The sequence below is a fragment of the Streptomyces melanogenes genome (assembly GCF_014649795.1).
Classification (GTDB): Bacteria; Actinomycetota; Actinomycetes; order Streptomycetales; family Streptomycetaceae; genus Streptomyces; species Streptomyces noboritoensis.
Map to the genome: position 1 here is coordinate 247,707 of NZ_BMTS01000001.1, position 16,853 is coordinate 264,559.

Genomic DNA, 16,853 nt, shown 5'->3' on the forward strand with positions numbered 1-16,853 from the left:
CAGAGGGGATCCGACGTGAGGGACGACAGGGAGCCGGAGAGACGGCCGGGACGGCGGGGCGTCCTCCTGATGGGAGCCGGGACCCTCGGGTCCCTCGGTCTGGCCGCCTGCTCCGGCAGCGGCGGAGGCGGCGACGCGGGCGCGGCCGGCGACCCCCGCAAGGGCCGGATCACCGTCTGGTCCTGGCAGGGCCCGGCCGCCGAACTCAAGGCGCTGGTACCGGAGTTCAACAAGACGTACCCCGACATCCAGGTCACCGTCGAGGACATCGGCAACCCGGCGATCTGGGACAAGATCACCGCCGGGATGGCGGCCGGCGGTCGGGGCCTCGCCGACGTCCTGCACATCGGCGTCGACTATCTGCCCGGTTACGTCGAGCGCTTCCCGGGCGGTCTCGCCGACCTCGCCCCGCTCGGCGCGACCACCCACAAGGACGCCTTCGCGCCCGGCCTGTGGGGGACCGTCAGCCCGGACGGCAAGCGGGTCAACGCCCTTCCCTGGGAGGCCAACTCGGCGGGCTTCTACTACCGCGCCGACCTCTTCGAGCGCGCCGGAGTCGACGTCGAGGCGCTCCAGACCTGGGACGAGACCATCGAGGCGGGCAAGAAGCTCAAGGCGAAGACCGGCGCGTACCTGCTCGGCATCGACAAGCCCGCCTCGCAGCCCGACGCCGCCAACTTCTTCCAGATGCTGCTCCAGCTCCAGGGCGCCTTCTACTTCGACCTGGAGGGGCGCATCACCCTGGACTCCCCGGCGGCCGTCCGCGCCATGACCCTGATCAAGACCATGAACGACGCCGGTCTGGTCAGCGACCTCGCCGGCGGCTGGAACGCCCTGATGAGCTCGCTGAAGCGGGGCACGGCGGCCGTCCTGCCCTGGCCCACCTGGTTCGGCGGCGTCATCGAGGAGCAGGTCCCTGCCGAGGCAGGCAAGTGGAAGGTCCGCCTCCCTCCGGCGGTACGCCGTGGCGGCCCCACCGCCGCCACCGTGAACTCCACCCACCTCGCCATCGCGGGCAGTAGTAAACACCGGGCCGCGGCCTGGTCGTTCGTCGAGTTCGCCCTCACCCGCCCCGCCTCCCAGGTGCGGATCTACCGGGGCAAGGGCATCGCCCCCGCCCTGATGAAGGCGTACGACGACGCCGCCTTCCACCAGCCGTCGGCGTTCTTCAGCGGCCAGCGCAAGGGCGAGACCTTCCTCGCCGCCCTGAAGGCGCCCTCCCCGGCGGTGAACTACACCTCCGACTACGCCCGGGCCCTCAAACTCGTCACCGACGCCCAGTCCAAGGTGCTCCTCAAGGGCGCCGACCCGGCGAAGGTGCTCCGCGCCGCGGCGGACGACCTGGCCCGCCAGACCGGCCGGAAGGCCGCCCGATGACGCTCGCGCCGCCCGCACCGGCCCCGGCCAGGACCAAGGCCCCGGCCGCCCGCCCCCGTCGGCGCGGCCGGGCGGCCCCGTACCTCTTCGTCCTGCCCGCGCTGCTGCTCTTCGCCGCGTTCAAGCTGTACCCCATCGGCTGGTCCTTCGTGATGAGCCTGCACCGCACGGTCGCGGGCGTGGACACCTACGTCGGCGCCGACAACTACACCCGCATGCTCGACGACCCGCTGATGTGGACCGCGCTGCGCAACACCGGGGTGATCCTCGCCGTCCAGGTGCCGCTGATGCTGGCGCTCGCCACCGCCCTCGCCGTGGCCCTCAACTCGACGCTCCTGCGCGGCCGTTCGCTGTTCCGGCTCGGCTTCTTCCTGCCCATGGTCACCGGCCTCGTCGCGTACGGAATCGTCTTCTCCGTCCTGCTCAACAAGGACTACGGCCTGGTCAACTGGCTCCTCGGACAGCTGGGCATCGATCCGGTGCCCTGGCTGACCGACGGGCTGTGGGCGCGGATCTCCCTCGGTCTCGCGCTGACCTGGCACTACACCGGCTACAACGCCGTGCTGCTGCTCGCCAGGCTGCAGACGATCCCGCACGAGCTGTACGACGCCGCCTCCGTCGACGGGGCGGGCGCCTTCGCCGCCTTCCGCCACGTCACGCTGCCGGGCCTGCGTCCCGCGCTGCTGCTCACCACGGTCCTGTCGACGATCGGCACGCTCCAGCTCTTCGACGAGCCGTACGTCCTCACCGGCGGCGGCCCCGACAACGCCACCCTCACCATCGGCGTGTACCTCTACCGCAACGCCTTCACCTACTTCGACTTCGGCTACGCCTCCGCCCTCGCCTACGCCCTGACCGTGCTGATCGGCCTCCTCGGCCTGCTCCAGTTCCGCCTCCTGGGAGAGAAGCCGTGACGACCTCCGCGACGACCTCGGTGACGACCTCCGTGACGAACAGAAACCCCGGGCGCGGCATCCTGCTCACTTCCGGCCTCGCCCTGGCCCTCGCGGCCGTCGCGGTGCCCTTCTACTGGCTGGCCGTCGCCGCCACCCACAGCTCGCAGGAGATCTTCGCCAGCCCGCCGCCCCTCCTGCCCGGCGGCCACCTCCTGCGGAACCTGCACACCCTCCAGGACTCGGCCCACTTCGGCCGGGTGATCCTCAACTCCCTGGGCATCGCCGTCGTATACACCCTCCTCGCGGGCGCCGTCTGCACCCTCGCCGGGTACGGCTTCGCCACCTACGACTTCCGCGGCCGCGAGCTCCTGTTCGGGCTGCTGATGCTGGGACTCGTCGTCCCCACCCAGGTCACCCTGGTGCCGCTGTTCAGGATGATGGCCGACCTCCAGTGGCTCGACACCTATCAGGCGGTCATCGCCCCCAACCTGGCGCTGCCCTTCGGCATCTTCCTGATGCGGCAGTCGATGGCCGCACTCCCCAAGGAACTGCTCGACTCGGGCCGGATGGACGGCTGCGGCGAACTGCGGCTGTTCTGGCGGGTCGCGCTGCCGCCCATGCGCCCGGCCCTCGCGGCCCTCGGCATCTTCCTCTTCCTCTACCAGTGGAACGACTTCGTCTGGCCGCTGATCGTGCTGCGCGAAGGCACCTCCTTCACCATCCCGGTCGCGCTCGCCTCGCTCCAGGGCCTCGACGAGACCGACTACGGCGCGATCCTGGCGGGCACGTCCATCGCCGCCGTCCCCATGGCGGTGGTGTTCCTCGTCCTCCAGCGCCACTTCGTATCCGGCCTGCTCGCGGGCGCGGTGAAGGAATGACCATGAACGCACCCGTGTACGACGCCGTGACCACCGCCCACGAGGCCCCGGCCCCCTGGGAGCCCCTCCTCGACGAGGTGTCGATCGCCGTCCTCGCCCCGGACGCCGACCCCCACTGGACCCTCACCGAACTCCCGGGCGGGCTGCGGATGCTGGAGGTCCACACCCGGGGAACCCCGGTCGAGATCCGCCTCTCGGTGCCGCTCGGTGACAGTGCGGGCTACTGGCACCCCCAGGGCGGCTGGCGGCGCACGCTCGTCGCCGACTGGGAGGGCCGGAGCACGGTCAGCCTGGTCAACGGCCCCGCCGCGGGCTGTCTGTACGAGCACTCCGGCGCCACCCTCCTCACCTTCGCCGCCGCCGACCCGGTCTCCGAGGCCACGGTCCGCTTCGGTGTCTCGGAGGAGAACGACACCCATGTGGTGCATCTGCGGATGCCCGCCCGGACCGGCCCGCACCGGCTCCTGCTCGTCCCGCGCGCGCCGTCGGTCGCCTCGGCCCTGCGCCCGCTGCGCGACTGGTTCGCCGCCGCCCATCCGCCGATGCCGGTGCCGGACGCGGCCCGGCGGCCCGTCTACTCCACCTGGTACGCCTTCAACCAGAACGTCACCGCCGCAGCGGTGGAGACCCAGGCGCGTCCGGCCGCCGAGCTGGGGTGCGGCACGCTGATCCTGGACGACGGCTGGCAGCGGTACGGCAACGGCCGGGGTTACGCCGGATGCGGCGACTGGCAGCCCGACCCGGCCAAGTTCCCCGACCTCGCCGGGCACGTGGCCCGGGTGCGCGCCCTCGGGCTGCGCCATCTGGTCTGGGTGGCGCCGCTACTGCTCGGCCCGGAGGCCGACTGCCACGACGACTGGGCCGCCGCCGCGCCCGCCCCGGCCACCGTGCCCGGCGCCCGGGTGCTCGACCCCCGGCTGCCCGAGGTGCGCCGTCATGTGATCGACCTGTGCGTCCGACTCGTACGCGACCACGGCCTCGACGGCCTCAAGCTCGACTTCCTCGACGAGGCCGCGGTGTACGCGGGCGACGGCGCCGGGGACGTGGGCCCGGCGATGACCGAGCTGCTCAGCGGCCTGCGCCGGGAGCTGGAGGCGGTCCGCCCCGAGGTGCTGCTGGAACTGCGCCAGCCGTACGCCGGGCCCGGCATGACCCCGTACGGCAACATGCTGCGCTCCTTCGACTGCCCGGCCGACGCCACCGCCAACCGGGTGCGCACCCTGGACACTTCGCTGCTCGCGGTCGGTACGGCCGTCCACTCCGACATGGTGATGTGGTCGCGCGACGCGAGCGCCGAGGCGGTGGCCCGGCAGCTGATCGGCGCCCTGCACTCCGTACCCCAGATCTCGGTACGCCTCGACGAGGTCCCGCGCGAGCACCTGGATGTGGTGCGGTTCTGGCTCGGGCGCTGGCAGAGGCACCGCGAGCTGCTGCTCGACGGCCGGGTCGAGCCGGGGCGGCCGGACGAGCTCTACCCGTTGGTGGCGGCGGCCCGGGGCGACGAGTGTCTGCAGAGCGTGCACGGCGACCGGGTCGCGGTCCTCGACTTCGCCGCGTACCGCCGCTTCCACCTGGTCAACGGCTCCGACCGGGACCGGCTGACGGTGGAGGTCACCGGGGGCGGCGGCCCGGTGCGGGCACGGGTCCACGGGCCCGACGGCCGTATGATGGATGATCCTCTGACGCTCCTGCCGGAGGGGCTCCGCCTGCTGGCCGTCCCGCGCGGCGGTCTGGTGTCGCTCACACACACGGAAGGACCGCGATGAAGGTCGGTATCACCGACGTCGCAGCCCATGCACAGGTCAGCGAGGCGACCGTCAGCCGGGTGATCAACCGGCGTCAGGGCGTGTCGCGCAAGACCAGGGAGACGGTCGAGCAGGCCATGGCGGAGCTCGGCTACGAGCGCCCCACCCAGGGGCAACTCGTGGCGGTGGTCACGGAGTTCGTCTCCAACCCGTTCTTCGCCGACGTCGCCGAACGGATCGAGTCGGCCCTCGCCCCGCACGGCCTCAAGACCATCCTGTGCCCCGTCTTCCCCGGCGGCGTGCAGGAGCTGGACTTCCTCTCCGCGCTGGTGGACAAGGGCGTCGCGGCGGTCGTCTTCCTGTCGGCGTCCAACACCGTCGAGGGCGCCGACACGGAGAGCTACGAGCTGCTGCGCCAGCGCCGCGTCCCGTACGTGGGCATCAACGGCGAGTTCGCCGACGGCGTGCCGGTGCCGGTCTTCTCCACCGACGACGCGCTCGCGGCCGAACTGGCCGTGGACCACCTCCACCGCCTCGGCCACCGCCGCATTGGCATGGCCTCGGGCCCCTCCGGCAACCGGCCCGCCGACCGCCGGGTGCGGGGCTTCGTCGACGCGATGACCCGCCGGGGCGCGGACGACGCCGAGCGGTGGGTGGTGCGGCAGTCCTACACCGTGGAGGGCGGCCAGGCGGCCGCCGCGTCCCTGGTCGCGCAGGGCGCCACCGCGATCGTCGCGGCCAGCGACTACATGGCCCTCGGCGCCGTCCGGGGCCTGCGCCGGCAGGGCCTGTCGGTCCCGGACGACGTCTCGGTGGTGGGGTACGACGGCTCGTCGGTCACCGAGTTCACCGACCCGGCCCTCACCACGGTCCGCCAGCCCGCGGACCGCCTGGCCCTGGAGGTGGGCCGCAGCGTGCTGTCCCTGGTGAGCAACCGCGAGGTCCCCACGGGCGAGCTGCTCTTCGACCCGGAGCTGGTCATCCGCGCCTCGACGGGGCCCGCACCTCGGTGACGAGGCGGGGAACGCCGTCGAATAGGGTGCACAAGTAGACCTGGTACCGCTTCCGTATGCAGGTAGACGGAGGATACTGGTCGGGCCCCGACCACCTACAGAACGACTCCATGGCCAAGAAGAGCACCTCCTCGACCACCGTCCCCGGCACCGCGTGGCTGGGGCGCGCGCGCCACCTCGGGCCCGAGCCCGAGCAGGACGTCCGGCGCAACCTGATCGCCCTCAAGGCGGCCGGGGTGCTCGACGACTTCCTGGACCTCGACCCCGTCGAGGCGGCGCGCTCCACCGTGCTGCACCCGCGCGACGAGACCGCCGACCCCGGCCCCTCGGCCCGCCGCGTCTTCGAGGCCCGCTGGCGCGTGGCCGAGGACGTCACGGTGCGGGCCCAGCTGACCACGTACGACCCCGAGTCCCGCCGCAAGGACGGCGACGGCGTCACCTGGGTGCTCGCCGCCGAGGCGGAACGCGCGTGGGAGGCGCACTGGCCCTCGCCCGCCACCATGTTCTGGCCCGACAGCGACCGGATCGCCTGGGACCACGACACCGTGCCGGGGGTGCGGCTGCGCACGACCAACCAGCTGCCGAAGGACGACGACGAGCTGCGCCACCGGCTGCGGGACTGCACCCGGCAGAGCTGGTTCATCCACGTCGTGGTGCACGAGGCGATGACGCCGGACGCGGCGGGGCAGCGGCCGGTCTCGGCGTTCCTGCCGCCGAGCCTGCGTCACCTGGTGGTCGAGCACCGCAGCACACCGGAGCAGGCGCAGATCGCCGACTTCGCGATGAAGCGGGAGCTGGGTGTGCGGCTGCCGCGCGGCGGCGCCGTCGTCCTGCCCGCGGACCCGCAGGGCCCGGACTACGACGCGGACCGCTTCACCGTGCGCAGCGTCTTCCTGGACGGCTCGGAGCCCACCGAACTCCTCGACAGGATCAAGGAGTTCGCCGCCCTGCCCAGGCCCCTGCCCGTCGACGCCGAGCGGGTCCTGACCCGGCTGCGCCAGGGCTGGCACCTGCTTACCCCGGACGAGGAGCTGGTCCATGCCCAGGGCATGGTCACCAAGTACGCCGAGGCGTTGGACGCCATGACGAAGTCCCGTGACCTGTACCGGGAGGCCGCCGAGGCGGCCCAGGCCGCGCTGGCCGAGGCGACCGGCGGCGACGGCGTGCCCCGCCTGCCCGCTCCCAGGCCCGCCAAGGCGGACGGCAAGCCGCTGGGCGCCCTCACGAAGGCGTTCGGCCGCTTCCGGGACCCGAACAAGTAGGCCGCGCCGCCCGGCCCGCCGGGTCTACCGGTGTGCCAGGCCGCGCCGCCCGGCCCGCATCGCCACGGCGTGGTTGAGGTGGAAGAACGGGCGCGCCAGCGGCATCCAGCGCCGCAGTGCCGCCTTGCGGATGGTGACGTGCTGGGCGAAGTGGGCCGCAGACCCGTGGTGTTCGTCGGGGGCCACGGCCCAGCGCACGCTGCCTGCGAGGCCGCCGTCGAGCGCCGCCTCCAGCACGCGCGGCGGGATCCTCCACGACCGGCGTCATACGGACGGTGAGCTCGTACGGCAGGAGGGCACGGATGACGACCTCGCACTCCCGCTCCCCGGTTTCCCGTACGGAGCGGAAGCTCGGCCACCACTGCGGGTAGGCCGTGAGGTCGGCGAGCGTGGCGTACACGGCGTCGGGTGCGAGCGGTGTGCGCCAGGTGTCGGTGAAGCGGATGGCGTGGCGGTTCACACGGGGCTCGCTGTCGGCGGTGGGGTAGGAACCCGGAGGTGGTTGCGGGTCCGTACGAAGAACGCCGCCGTGCCGAGGGCCCACATCAGCAGGAACCAGGCGGGACCGAGTAGCAGATGCCCGAGCGAGGCGTCCGTGGACGTGAAACCGGCGGCGACGCCGATCTGGGTGGGGCCGTAGCCGGGCAGGAACTGGAGCCCCTGCTTATCGGCTTCCGTGTTGCTCATCGGGTTCTGGAGCATCGTGTCCAGCAGGCTCGTCATGATGATGACGAAGAGCCCCGCCAGGTCGCTGCGCAGGAACGCGCCGAGCAGGATGCCGATGCCGCCGTAGCTCACGGCGGCGGTGAACAGGCCGAGGGCGAGCAGGACGGGCCGGACCGGGTCCCAGTACCAGCACACGATCAGCGTGGCGTACCCCGCGACCAGGGCGGAGGCGACCGTCATGGCGATGACCTTGCCCACCAGCAGACAGCTGCGGGGGTATCCGGCGAGCGCGAGCCTGCTGTCGAAGGCGAGGGCCTTGAAGGTCGTCATGAACATCATGAACCCGACGATCAGCGTCACCGTGTTGACGGCGCCGGACACCATCGTCAGGTGGTTGCCGTCGACGGTGACGGTACGACCGGTCGCGCGCAGCAGGAACCGCGCGGGCGCGGGCGTCACGAACCAGTGCTCCATCGTCAGCCAGAGCGGGATGTAGACGACGACCAGGACGATGGCGAGCCGGTTGCGGGCGTGTTCGAGGAGCGCGAAGCCCGCGCCGGTGCGGAACACCTCCCACGCCCGCCTCAACGCGACGCTCCTTGCGGGACGCCGGTGCGCTCCTGGGCGCTCCAGGGCGCGGCCACTCCGTCCTTCAGTCGGTGGACGACGTCCAGCCGCCCGGCGTCCCAGGCCAGGTGCGACACGACGAGCACACAGCGGCCCCGGTCGCGCAGCCGCGCGGCGACGTCCCAGAACCGCAGATACGTCTCCCAGTCGAAGCCCTGGTACGGCTCGTCCAACAGCAGCACATCGGGGTCGTGCATGAGCGCGAGCGTCAGGTTCAGCTTCTGCCGGGTGCCCCCGCTGAGCACCTCGACCCGGGTGTGCCGGTACTCGGCGAACCGCAGCTCGTCGAGGAGTTCGTCGGCGCGCCGGGTCCCGTCCAGACGGTAGGCCGTGCGGAACCAGCGCAGATGCTGGTCGACGGTCAGCGCGTCGTTGAGCACGGTCGCCTGCGGGCAGTACCCGAGCGTGCCGCGCCGCTCCACCTCGCCCGAGTCGGCGGCGAGCTGCCCGCTGAGGACGCGCAGCAGTGTGCTCTTGCCCGAGCCGTTCTCTCCGACGATGCCCACCAGCGTGCCCGGCTCGACGGCGAACGAGACGCCTCTGAGCACCCGGCGGGACCGATAGGCCTTGTGCAGATCGAGCACGCGCAGGGCGCAGGGTCCGAGCGTCATAGGAGCCCCCTTCCGGCGTTTCTTTCTCGTCTCAGCCGCGGCGCTGCGACAGCCCGTCGATGATCGAGTGCCACTGCTGCCGTACGTCCGCGGGGAGTTCGGCGGCGTCCAGCGCGGCCACGGCCGACGCCACATGGCGGGCCGCCACCTCCTCGGCCCGTTCCCGGCCGCGCGTGGCCTCCAGCAGGCCCATGACCTCGGGGACCTGGGCCGACGGCAGCGGGGCGGGGCCGAGCAGGGCCGCGAGCCGCCGCCCGTCGGCGGTGTCCGACCCGGCGGCCAGCACCAGCGGAAGGGTCTTCTTGCCGCGCACCAGATCCGTACCGACGGGCTTTCCGGTGAGCGCCCCGTCGCCCCAGAGGCCGAGCACGTCATCGAGGATCTGGAAGGCCACGCCGAGGTCGCTGCCCGCGCCGCGCAGGGCCCGTACGACGGTTGGCGGTGCCTGCGCGAGCACGGCGCCGAGCGCCGCCGCGCAGCCGAACAGCGCCCCGGTCTTGCCGCGCGCCATGCGCACGTATCCGGGCACGGACACCTGGTGGGCACAGCGGTGCTCCAGGGTGAGGTCCTCCGCCTGCCCCGCCACCATCTGCTCCACGGCGGAGATCAGCTCCTCGGTGGCGGCGGAGGCGCCGGGAGCGCGCGCGTGGAAGATGGTGGCGACGGCCTGCACGACGAGGGCGTCACCGGCGAGCACGGCGGCGCCGGTGCCGAAGCGGGCCCAGGCGGTGGGCCTGCCGCGCCGCTCCGTGTCGCCGTCCATGATGTCGTCGTGGAGCAGCGACAGCTGGTGCACGAGCTCGACCGCGGTGCCGGCGACGGCGGCGTACCCCTCGGGAGCACCGACCGCACGCACCGAGAGCAGCGCGAGCGCGGGCCGCACCCGCTTGCCGGCCCGCACCACGGCGGGCGCGCGGCTGTCACCACCGTCCCACCCCAGGTGATACCGACACACCGAGGCCAACGACCCGTGCAACCGCCCCACGGCCTCGCGCAACACGGGTTCGACGAGCCCGGTCCCCGCCCGCAGCAACCCGAGGAACTCCCCGTCACCCGAGCCGGGTTCACCACCGCACCAGACCCCAACACCGCCCGCCAACGTGTCAGTCATCGTCTCCCGGCCCACCCTGCTGTCGTCGTTCCCCTTGGTGGCATAACGAGGGTGACGATCATGGGTTGCGGGCGGGCGGGGTCCATCTGGGCCCTTCACGAACGAACGTGCTGGAAAGCGTCCTCGAACGCCTCCCAGCACGCAGTCGTCAAACCAACCCATCACCGAGGCAACATCACTTCCCGTAATACGCGTTGTGGATCGTCAGCATCGACTTGTTGCCCTGCTTGTCCGTGACGTCGGCTCGGAGCGAGACCGCCTTGTCCTTCGCCGGGTTCTTCACGGAGATCCTGCCGTTCTCGACCTTCACCAGCTGCCAGGTCTTTCCGTCGTCGTAGCTCACCGACACCGCCAGCGACTTGAGGTTCTTTCCGGCCGCCGAGCCCTGTACGGTCACCGGGATCTGGACCGGTCGGCCCGCCGGGGCGCGCGAGGCCAGGTCGACGGGGGCGGCGAAGCGGACCGTGGACACCGGGAGCGACGTGGTGGTCGCGACCCGCTGGGAGCGGAACGTGAAGCTGGTGTCGATGCGGGTGGAGGTCGTGGCGACCTTCGCCGAGCGCTCGACGGAGGTCGTCAGGCGGTATTCGGCGTCGGCGGAGTCGACGGTGAACGGCTTTCCGCCGGTCAGCGGGTCGTCGTTCTCGGCGACCTTGACGCCGTCGCGGTAGAGGGTGGACACGGCCGAGGTATACGCCGAGAAGCCCGTGTGGCCCTTGCCGTCGGCGAACAGCGGCACGGCGCCGACGAGCTGCTGCTCACCCGTGGCCGGGTCGGGGGCCGCGCGGAAGACGCCCGTCTTCTCGCCCAGGAGCGGGCCGAAGACGCCGGTGTTGAACGTCTCGTGATACGTCCTGCCCGCCTCGTAGCGCTTCGGCTCGGACATCTCGTACGAGCCGTCGAAGGCCGGGTAGCCCCGCTTGTCGGGCTCGCCCAACTGGTCGGACTTCGTCGCCCACTTGACGCCGTCGGTGGTGGACACGTAGAAGGTGCGCGTGCCCGGCGTCGGCTGCGGTGCGGAGAAGCCGTTGCCCTCCGGCGCGCCCGGCAGATGGGCGAAGGGGGAGGTGAGCGTGGTCTTCCCGGGCGCGGAGGCACCGACGTCGACCTTGAGCGTCGCCAGCTCGGTCGCCTTCACATGCCGGGTGTAACCGGTCGCGACCTGCTGCGTCTTCCCGCCGAAGGCCACCGAGTACTGGGCGGTGTCGCCCTTGACGAAGTGCGCGTCCCAGGTCTGCAGGAGCGAGCCGTCGGTGACGGCCGGACCCAGGTGGGCCGTGCGGAAGCCGGTGAAGCCGCGCAGCACCCAGCCGTTGCCCACGCGGCCGATGTCGGTCTTCCCGAGCTCGTAGTACGTGCCCCCGTAGTCCGCCTTGTCGAGGCCGGGCACGGTGAGGTCCACCGGCTTGGCGGTGCGCGCGTCGGCTGTGACGGCGGTGTCCGCGAAGACGTCCAGCTTCGGCTGGGCGATCCAGTCGGTGCCCTTGGCGAAGTCCGACGGGTCCTGGTAGACGGCCGCGTTGAACATGTACGAGCCCTTGGGCACGCGGATCTTGTGCGTGCCCGGCTCGTTGTCGATCCGGGCCTGGAAGCCCTTGGCGGGGCCGGTGGTGCCGATCAGGCTGCTGAAGAAGTTCCGCGCGTCGGTGCCGTCGCGGTCCACCGTCCTCAGCGTCACGTCGTAGGACTCCGGCTCGCGGACGGCCGCCGCGGCCGTGCGGACGGACTGGCCCGCGCCGGTGGCGGTGACATGGCCCGAGTAGGCGCCGTCGGCGTCGCCGATCCTGGTGTCGGCGGTCAGGTCCACTTCGGCCCTGCCGCCGGCGGGCACGGTCACCTTGGTGGCGCCGAGCCGGAAGAACCCGGCAGGGGCCGGCTCGCCCCCGGGGTCCACCCCGGACACCGCCAGATCGAGGGTGACGTCGCTGGTCCCGAGGTTGCGGTAAACGACCTTCTTGGTGAGCGGCCGGTCGTCGGTGTGCGGCCACTGCGCGACGCCGAAGCTCAGCGAGACCGGGTCGGCGATCACACTCTGGGCCAGCGCCCTGTCGACCTGGACGCGGCCCGAGCCCTGCTGGAAGACGGTGTAGTCGCCGCCCTTGGCGGACGCGGTCAGCGCGCCCTTGAGCTCGGCCGACTTCCAGTCCGGATGCCGCTGCTTCAGGATCGCCGCCGCGCCCGCCACGTGCGGGGTGGCCATGGAGGTGCCGTCGATCTGGAGGTAGCCCGGGGCCGGGTGGGGCGTGCTGGGGTCGGTGTCGATCGCACTGCCCGCGGCCGCCGCCGCGGCGATGGCGACGCCGGGCGCGGTCACGTCCGGCTTGACGGCGCCGTCGCCGGTGCGCGGGCCGATGCTGGAGAACGGCGCCAGCTTGTCGTCCCGGTCGACGGCGCCGACGGTCAGCGCGGCGTCCGCACTGCCCGGCGAGCCCAGCGTCGACTCGCCGCCCTCGCCCTCGTTGCCCGCCGCGACGGCGAACAGGATCCCCTTCTCGGCGGACAGCTTGTCGACCATCGCCTCCAGCGGGTCGACACCGGGGGAGTCCGGGCTGCCGAGGCTGAGGTTGACCACGTCCGCGCCCTCGGCGGCGGCCCACTCCATGCCCGCGATGATGCTGGAGTCGTCCCCGCGTCCCCCGTCGTTCAGCACCTTGCCGCTGATGATCTTCGCGCCGGGGGCGACGCCCTTGTACTTGCCGCCCGACTTGGCACCGGTGCCGGCGGCGATCGAGGCGACGTGCGTGCCGTGCCCGACGCGGTCGGCGGTGTCGGGTGAGGCGGAGAAGTTCTTCTCTTCGACGACCTGGTCCTTGAGGTCGTCGTGGGTCTTGTCGACGCCGGTGTCCAGGACGGCGATCTTGACGCCCTTGCCGTCGTACCCGGCCTCCCACGCCTTGTCGGCGCCGATCTGCCGGACACTGCGGTCCAGGCTCGCCGTGCGCACCCCGTCCAGCCACACCTTGGCGACACCGGAGGCGGTGGCGCGTACGCCGCTCTTCTGCGGACTGGTCAGCGCCGCCCACACCCTGGCCACGTCGTCCCGCGATGTACGGACGGCGTCGGCGTTGATGGTGGGGAACGTGCGCCGCACCTGGGTGTCACCGGCCGAACGCACCGCGGCCCGCGCGGCACCGGCACCCCCGTCGTACTGCACGATCAGCTTGAGCCCGTCGCGGTGGCTCTCGCGCAGCAGCGGGTCGGTGAGCGCGGTGACGTCGAAGAGCCGCTGGTCCAGCCTGCCCGTGGCGATCAGGCGCTGCGCGTCGCTGGGCACCACCAGTGTGTGGTCCTTGATGCGCTGCAGCTGTACGGGTATGCGCTCACGGCCCTTGGCGGGTTCGAAGCCCACCACCTGGCCCTGGGCGCCGACCCTCACGCGGTCGCCCGTGACGAGCTGGATCCGCTGGTCGCTGTCGAGGCGCGGGGTCTTCGGTGTGGTCGTGGTGTTCGCGGCGAGCGCTGCCACGGGGCCGGTCATACCCGCCACGAGGGCCACCGAAGTGGCCGCCGCGACGGTGACGGCGCGTGCTCTGTGCCTGTGTGCGCGCAAGTCTCCCCCAGGAGCTTGGGATGAGGTCGAGTGGTCGGGTCCGGCCAGGGGCGCGAACGGCGCTCGCCGGGCCGGTTCAGCGCAGTATGTGACGTGATCAACGGCGGTACGGGAGTGGGGGATTGAGGCACGTGGGTTCAAGCCATCCCGAGGTCGGCGAGTGCGATGGGGCCGCGACAGTGGTGTGACCGCTGTGTGACGGCGGAGCGATCCTTCTGCGACACCGGCGCATGGCAGCTCCTCCGGATCCCGGTCCAGGACAGGCCCCGCGCGCATTTCGAGGCCCGGTTCGCTCGCGATCGGTACGTGCCCTTCCACTTGGCCGTATCCGCACCCCGTACGGCAGCTGTCGCCGTGCGGCCCGTGGCCCTTCGGCGCGTAGCATCGCTACAAGATCGGGAAGGAGCCCCCACCCATGCACCCCTTCGATGCGGAGACACTGCCCGCGGGCCCGTGGCGCAACGGCGGCGGCGCGACCAGGGAGATCGCCTCACGGCCGGTCGGCGCCGAGGAGTTCGGGTGGCGCGCGAGCATCGCCGACATCCACCGGGACGGGCCGTTCTCGGCGTTCCCGGGCGTGGACCGTACGCTCACCCTGCTGACCGGGGACGGTGTGCGGCTGACCTGCCCCGGGGAGTTCGACCGGCTGCTGGCGCGTGCGGGGGAGCCGTTCGGGTTCTCCGGCGACCTCGCCCTCGACGCCGAACTGCCGGGCGGCCCGTGCCGTGTGCTCAACCTCATGGTGCGGCGCGGCCGTTGGACCGCCAAGGTGGCCCGGGTCGCGGACCCGGTCGCGCCGCGCGCGGGCCACGCCGGGGTGCTCTATGTGCTGCGCGGCCGCTGGCAGCTCGGCGATCACGGGCTGACGTCGGGGCAGGGTGTGTGGTGGGACGGAGACGACGAGGCGCCGGCCGGAGCGGTCGTACCGCTCTCGGCCGACGCCGATGCCTTGTGGGCGGATGTCGTGCCGACGGGGTGACGCGGGATCAGACGACCGGCGCTGCCTGACCGCTTTCGGTCGCGGTCGGGTGGATGGTCTCGGCGGGCGGGTTGGTGGTGCGCCGCGCCCACAGCCAGTACAGGGCCGAGGTGACCAACAGACCGACGATCCACGAGATGTCGGCGCCGTCGAGCTTCTTGGTGATCGCGCCGGTGTACAGCTTGGTGGCCAGGAACGGGACCTGCACGGCGACGCCGACGACGTAGCAGGTCAGTGCGGTGACGTTCCACCGTCCGTAGCGGCCGTCCGGGTCGTACAGGGCCGGGATGTCGACGCGTTCGCGCGAGAGCAGGTAGTAGTCGACCAGGTTGATCGCGCTCCACGGTGTGAACACGGTCAGGAGCAGCAGCACGAAGTTCTTGAAGTTGGTCAGGAAGTCGTCGCTGGCGGCGAGTGCGATGACCATGGACACCGCGATGAAGCCGACGATGTAGGCGGCGCGTACGGCGGCCGAGATGCGCGAGCGGCGGTCGAAGGCGGTGACGGTGGTCAGGATCGACATGAAACCGCCGTACGCGTTCAGGCAGTTGACGGTCAGCTTGCCGACCACGATCACCAGGTAGATGAGGAACGCCAGGAAGGCCGGGCCCGCCAGATCGCCGAGGAAGCCGACCTGGTCGGGCAGGAACGCCTTGCCCGCGACGGCCGCGGTGAGCGCGCCCAGCGTCATGGCCCACTGGGATCCGATGACCGAGCCCGCGAAGGTGGACCAGAACGTCGCGCGCGTGCTGGTGTCGCGGGGCAGATAGCGCGAGTAGTCGGCGACGTACGGGCCGAAGGTCAGCTGCCATCCCGCTCCGAGGCCAACGGCAAGCAGGAAGGTCGCCGCCTCGAAGCCCTTGTTGCCGACGTGCGCGCCGACGTCGTACTGCGTGAACAGCCGCACCAGCAGATAGCCGAGGCCGAGCGCGCCGACGACGGTGGCGATGCGGCCCGCGATGTGGATGAGGCGGTAGCCGGTGACGGCGACCACGGCGGTCAGCGCCCCGAAGACGAGGATCCCGGCGTTTGTGCCGATGTGCAGCATCTCGGACACCGCCTGCCCGGCCAGCACACTGCCGGTCGCGGCGAAGCCGAGGTACATGAGGATCACCAACACCAGTGGCAGGACCGCGCCGTAGACCCCGAACTGTGCGCGGCTGGAGATCATCTGCGGTACGCCGAGCCGCGGCCCCTGTGCGGAGTGCAGCGCCATCACGATGCCACCGAGCACGTTGCCGATCAGCAGCGCGGGTATGGCCCAGAGCGCGTCGGCCCCGAAGACGACCGAAAGGGCGCCGTCGACGATCGCGGTGATCTGCATGTTGGCGCCGAACCACAGGGTGAACTGGCTGCGCGGCGTGCCGTGCCGCTCGGCGTCCGGTACGGCTTCGATGGTCCGCCGCTCCATCGCGAGACGGTCCCCAGGGGCGTGTTGAACCGGCATGGTGGTGGCCTCTCCCCGCAGCTGTTCCGGCGTGTTCAGGACGAACTCCGCCGTTGACCCAGGTGGTGCTGCGCCGAATCTGGCATGGGCATGAACAAACAGCAAGATCTTGAATGGCAAATTTCACAGCGGGCCGTCAGGCCGGTGGGTCGCCGAACGCATGGATGATCACGATTGAGTACGCGTACTCATGGCTGGCCTGAATTCGCCCCATAGCCTCCCGGAAGGAAGATCAACAAGCGGAGGGGCGAACGGCATGTCCACACCGATCGGTGGTCCCACACGGGGCTTCTGGATCACACCGGGTGAAGTCCAGAAGGCCGGAGAGTCGGCCCGCAAGGTGGCCAAGGACATCCCCGACGAGATCAAGACCCTGTACAAGCCGACGGACGCGGCGGTGGCGGGTCTCGCCGGTTTCGAGACGGCCAAGGCGATCGACGACTGCCTGGAGGCGTGGGCGAAGGCGCTGCGCTCGCTGGCGGGCATGGTCGAGGGGGCGGCGGACGCGGTCGGCTCGTCCAGTACGAGCTTCACCCGGGAGGACCACGAGCGCGGGAAGTCCTTCCTGGACTTCGGCCCGCACACGCCGTACGCGCCGGGCGTCACGGCACCAGGGGCGCACGGCCCGTACGCGCCGTACACCCCCTACCCGGGAGTGACCCTCCCGCCGGCGTCGAACGGAGGGCACTGA

At 71.7% G+C, this 16,853-nt stretch carries 14 protein-coding genes; 8 read left to right on the forward strand and 6 right to left on the reverse strand.

Annotation, left to right across the window (positions count from 1 at the left end; translation table 11 throughout):
* Window positions 1–15: 15 nt before the first annotated feature.
* The 6 genes from IE252_RS01175 to IE252_RS01200 all read left to right on the forward strand — a co-directional run bounded on the left by IE252_RS01175 (window position 16) and on the right by IE252_RS01200 (window position 7,171).
* The gene (locus IE252_RS01175) at window positions 16–1,377 is read left to right on the forward strand and encodes an ABC transporter substrate-binding protein (RefSeq protein WP_229847816.1); all 1,362 of its coding nucleotides are present in this window, start codon (window positions 16–18) and stop codon (window positions 1,375–1,377) included.
* On the forward strand, window positions 1,374–2,291 hold the full coding sequence (locus IE252_RS01180) for a carbohydrate ABC transporter permease (RefSeq protein WP_190087313.1): 918 nt from the start codon (window positions 1,374–1,376) through the stop codon (window positions 2,289–2,291). Before IE252_RS01175 ends, IE252_RS01180 begins: the two co-directional genes overlap by 4 nt.
* A complete protein-coding gene (locus IE252_RS01185; RefSeq protein ID WP_229847818.1) occupies window positions 2,288–3,151 on the forward strand; it encodes a carbohydrate ABC transporter permease in 864 nt (287 codons plus the stop codon). The genes IE252_RS01180 and IE252_RS01185 overlap by 4 nt, the downstream gene beginning before the upstream one ends.
* Window positions 3,152–3,153: 2 nt before the next feature.
* Window positions 3,154–4,917 carry a glycoside hydrolase family 36 protein gene (locus tag IE252_RS01190; protein ID WP_229847820.1) on the forward strand — a complete coding sequence of 588 codons (1,764 nt, stop codon included), beginning with the start codon at window positions 3,154–3,156 and terminating at the stop codon, window positions 4,915–4,917.
* Window positions 4,914–5,909, forward strand: coding sequence for a LacI family DNA-binding transcriptional regulator (locus tag IE252_RS01195; RefSeq protein ID WP_190087315.1), 996 nt, complete (start codon window positions 4,914–4,916; stop codon window positions 5,907–5,909). The genes IE252_RS01190 and IE252_RS01195 overlap by 4 nt, the downstream gene beginning before the upstream one ends.
* Before the next feature lie 110 nt (window positions 5,910–6,019).
* Entirely contained in the window at window positions 6,020–7,171 is a 1,152-nt protein-coding gene (locus tag IE252_RS01200) for a hypothetical protein (RefSeq protein WP_190087811.1), read from the forward strand.
* Window positions 7,172–7,195: 24 nt separating this feature from the next.
* On the opposite strand, the gene IE252_RS01205 is transcribed toward IE252_RS01200, so the two are convergent.
* From IE252_RS01205 to IE252_RS01225, 5 genes are all read right to left on the reverse strand, one after another.
* Complete coding sequence (locus IE252_RS01205) at window positions 7,196–7,408, reverse strand: SRPBCC family protein (protein WP_190087316.1); 213 nt, start codon at window positions 7,406–7,408, stop codon at window positions 7,196–7,198.
* Between the two features lie 219 nt (window positions 7,409–7,627).
* Window positions 7,628–8,425 (reverse strand): ABC transporter permease, encoded by a 798-nt coding sequence (locus IE252_RS01210; RefSeq protein ID WP_190087317.1) that lies wholly within the window; start codon window positions 8,423–8,425, stop codon window positions 7,628–7,630.
* On the reverse strand, window positions 8,422–9,075 hold the full coding sequence (locus tag IE252_RS01215) for an ABC transporter ATP-binding protein (protein ID WP_190087318.1): 654 nt from the start codon (window positions 9,073–9,075) through the stop codon (window positions 8,422–8,424). The genes IE252_RS01210 and IE252_RS01215 overlap by 4 nt, the downstream gene beginning before the upstream one ends.
* Before the next feature lie 31 nt (window positions 9,076–9,106).
* Entirely contained in the window at window positions 9,107–10,186 is a 1,080-nt protein-coding gene (locus tag IE252_RS01220) for a polyprenyl synthetase family protein (protein ID WP_190087319.1), read from the reverse strand.
* A gap of 175 nt (window positions 10,187–10,361) precedes the next feature.
* The gene (locus IE252_RS01225; protein WP_190087812.1) at window positions 10,362–13,664 is read right to left on the reverse strand and encodes a S8 family peptidase; all 3,303 of its coding nucleotides are present in this window, start codon (window positions 13,662–13,664) and stop codon (window positions 10,362–10,364) included.
* 487 nt (window positions 13,665–14,151) lie between these two features.
* On the opposite strand from IE252_RS01225, the gene IE252_RS01230 reads away from it, so the two are divergent.
* Complete coding sequence (locus IE252_RS01230; RefSeq protein WP_190087320.1) at window positions 14,152–14,715, forward strand: HutD/Ves family protein; 564 nt, start codon at window positions 14,152–14,154, stop codon at window positions 14,713–14,715.
* A gap of 7 nt (window positions 14,716–14,722) precedes the next feature.
* Here IE252_RS01230 and IE252_RS01235 read toward each other — a convergent pair whose 3' ends face one another.
* A complete protein-coding gene (locus IE252_RS01235) occupies window positions 14,723–16,126 on the reverse strand; it encodes a purine-cytosine permease family protein (RefSeq protein ID WP_373298490.1) in 1,404 nt (467 codons plus the stop codon).
* 292 nt (window positions 16,127–16,418) lie between these two features.
* On the opposite strand from IE252_RS01235, the gene IE252_RS01240 reads away from it, so the two are divergent.
* Window positions 16,419–16,853, forward strand: coding sequence for a type VII secretion target (locus tag IE252_RS01240; protein ID WP_190087322.1), 435 nt, complete (start codon window positions 16,419–16,421; stop codon window positions 16,851–16,853).

Excerpts from the sequence above, each read along its gene's own strand:
- IE252_RS01180 (WP_190087313.1), top strand. The coding sequence starts at position 1,374 with ATGACGCTCGCGCCGCCCGCACCGGCCCCGGCCAGGACCAAGGCCCCG.
- IE252_RS01190 (WP_229847820.1), top strand. The coding sequence starts at position 3,154 with ATGAACGCACCCGTGTACGACGCCGTGACCACCGCCCACGAGGCCCCG.
- IE252_RS01195 (WP_190087315.1), top strand. The coding sequence starts at position 4,914 with ATGAAGGTCGGTATCACCGACGTCGCAGCCCATGCACAGGTCAGCGAG.
- IE252_RS01200 (WP_190087811.1), top strand. The coding sequence starts at position 6,020 with ATGGCCAAGAAGAGCACCTCCTCGACCACCGTCCCCGGCACCGCGTGG.
- IE252_RS01215 (WP_190087318.1), bottom strand. The coding sequence starts at position 9,075 with ATGACGCTCGGACCCTGCGCCCTGCGCGTGCTCGATCTGCACAAGGCC.
- IE252_RS01220 (WP_190087319.1), bottom strand. The coding sequence starts at position 10,186 with ATGACTGACACGTTGGCGGGCGGTGTTGGGGTCTGGTGCGGTGGTGAA.
- IE252_RS01225 (WP_190087812.1), bottom strand. The coding sequence starts at position 13,664 with ATGACCGGCCCCGTGGCAGCGCTCGCCGCGAACACCACGACCACACCG.
- IE252_RS01230 (WP_190087320.1), top strand. The coding sequence starts at position 14,152 with ATGCACCCCTTCGATGCGGAGACACTGCCCGCGGGCCCGTGGCGCAAC.
- IE252_RS01235 (WP_373298490.1), bottom strand. The coding sequence starts at position 16,126 with ATGGAGCGGCGGACCATCGAAGCCGTACCGGACGCCGAGCGGCACGGC.
- IE252_RS01240 (WP_190087322.1), top strand. The coding sequence starts at position 16,419 with ATGTCCACACCGATCGGTGGTCCCACACGGGGCTTCTGGATCACACCG.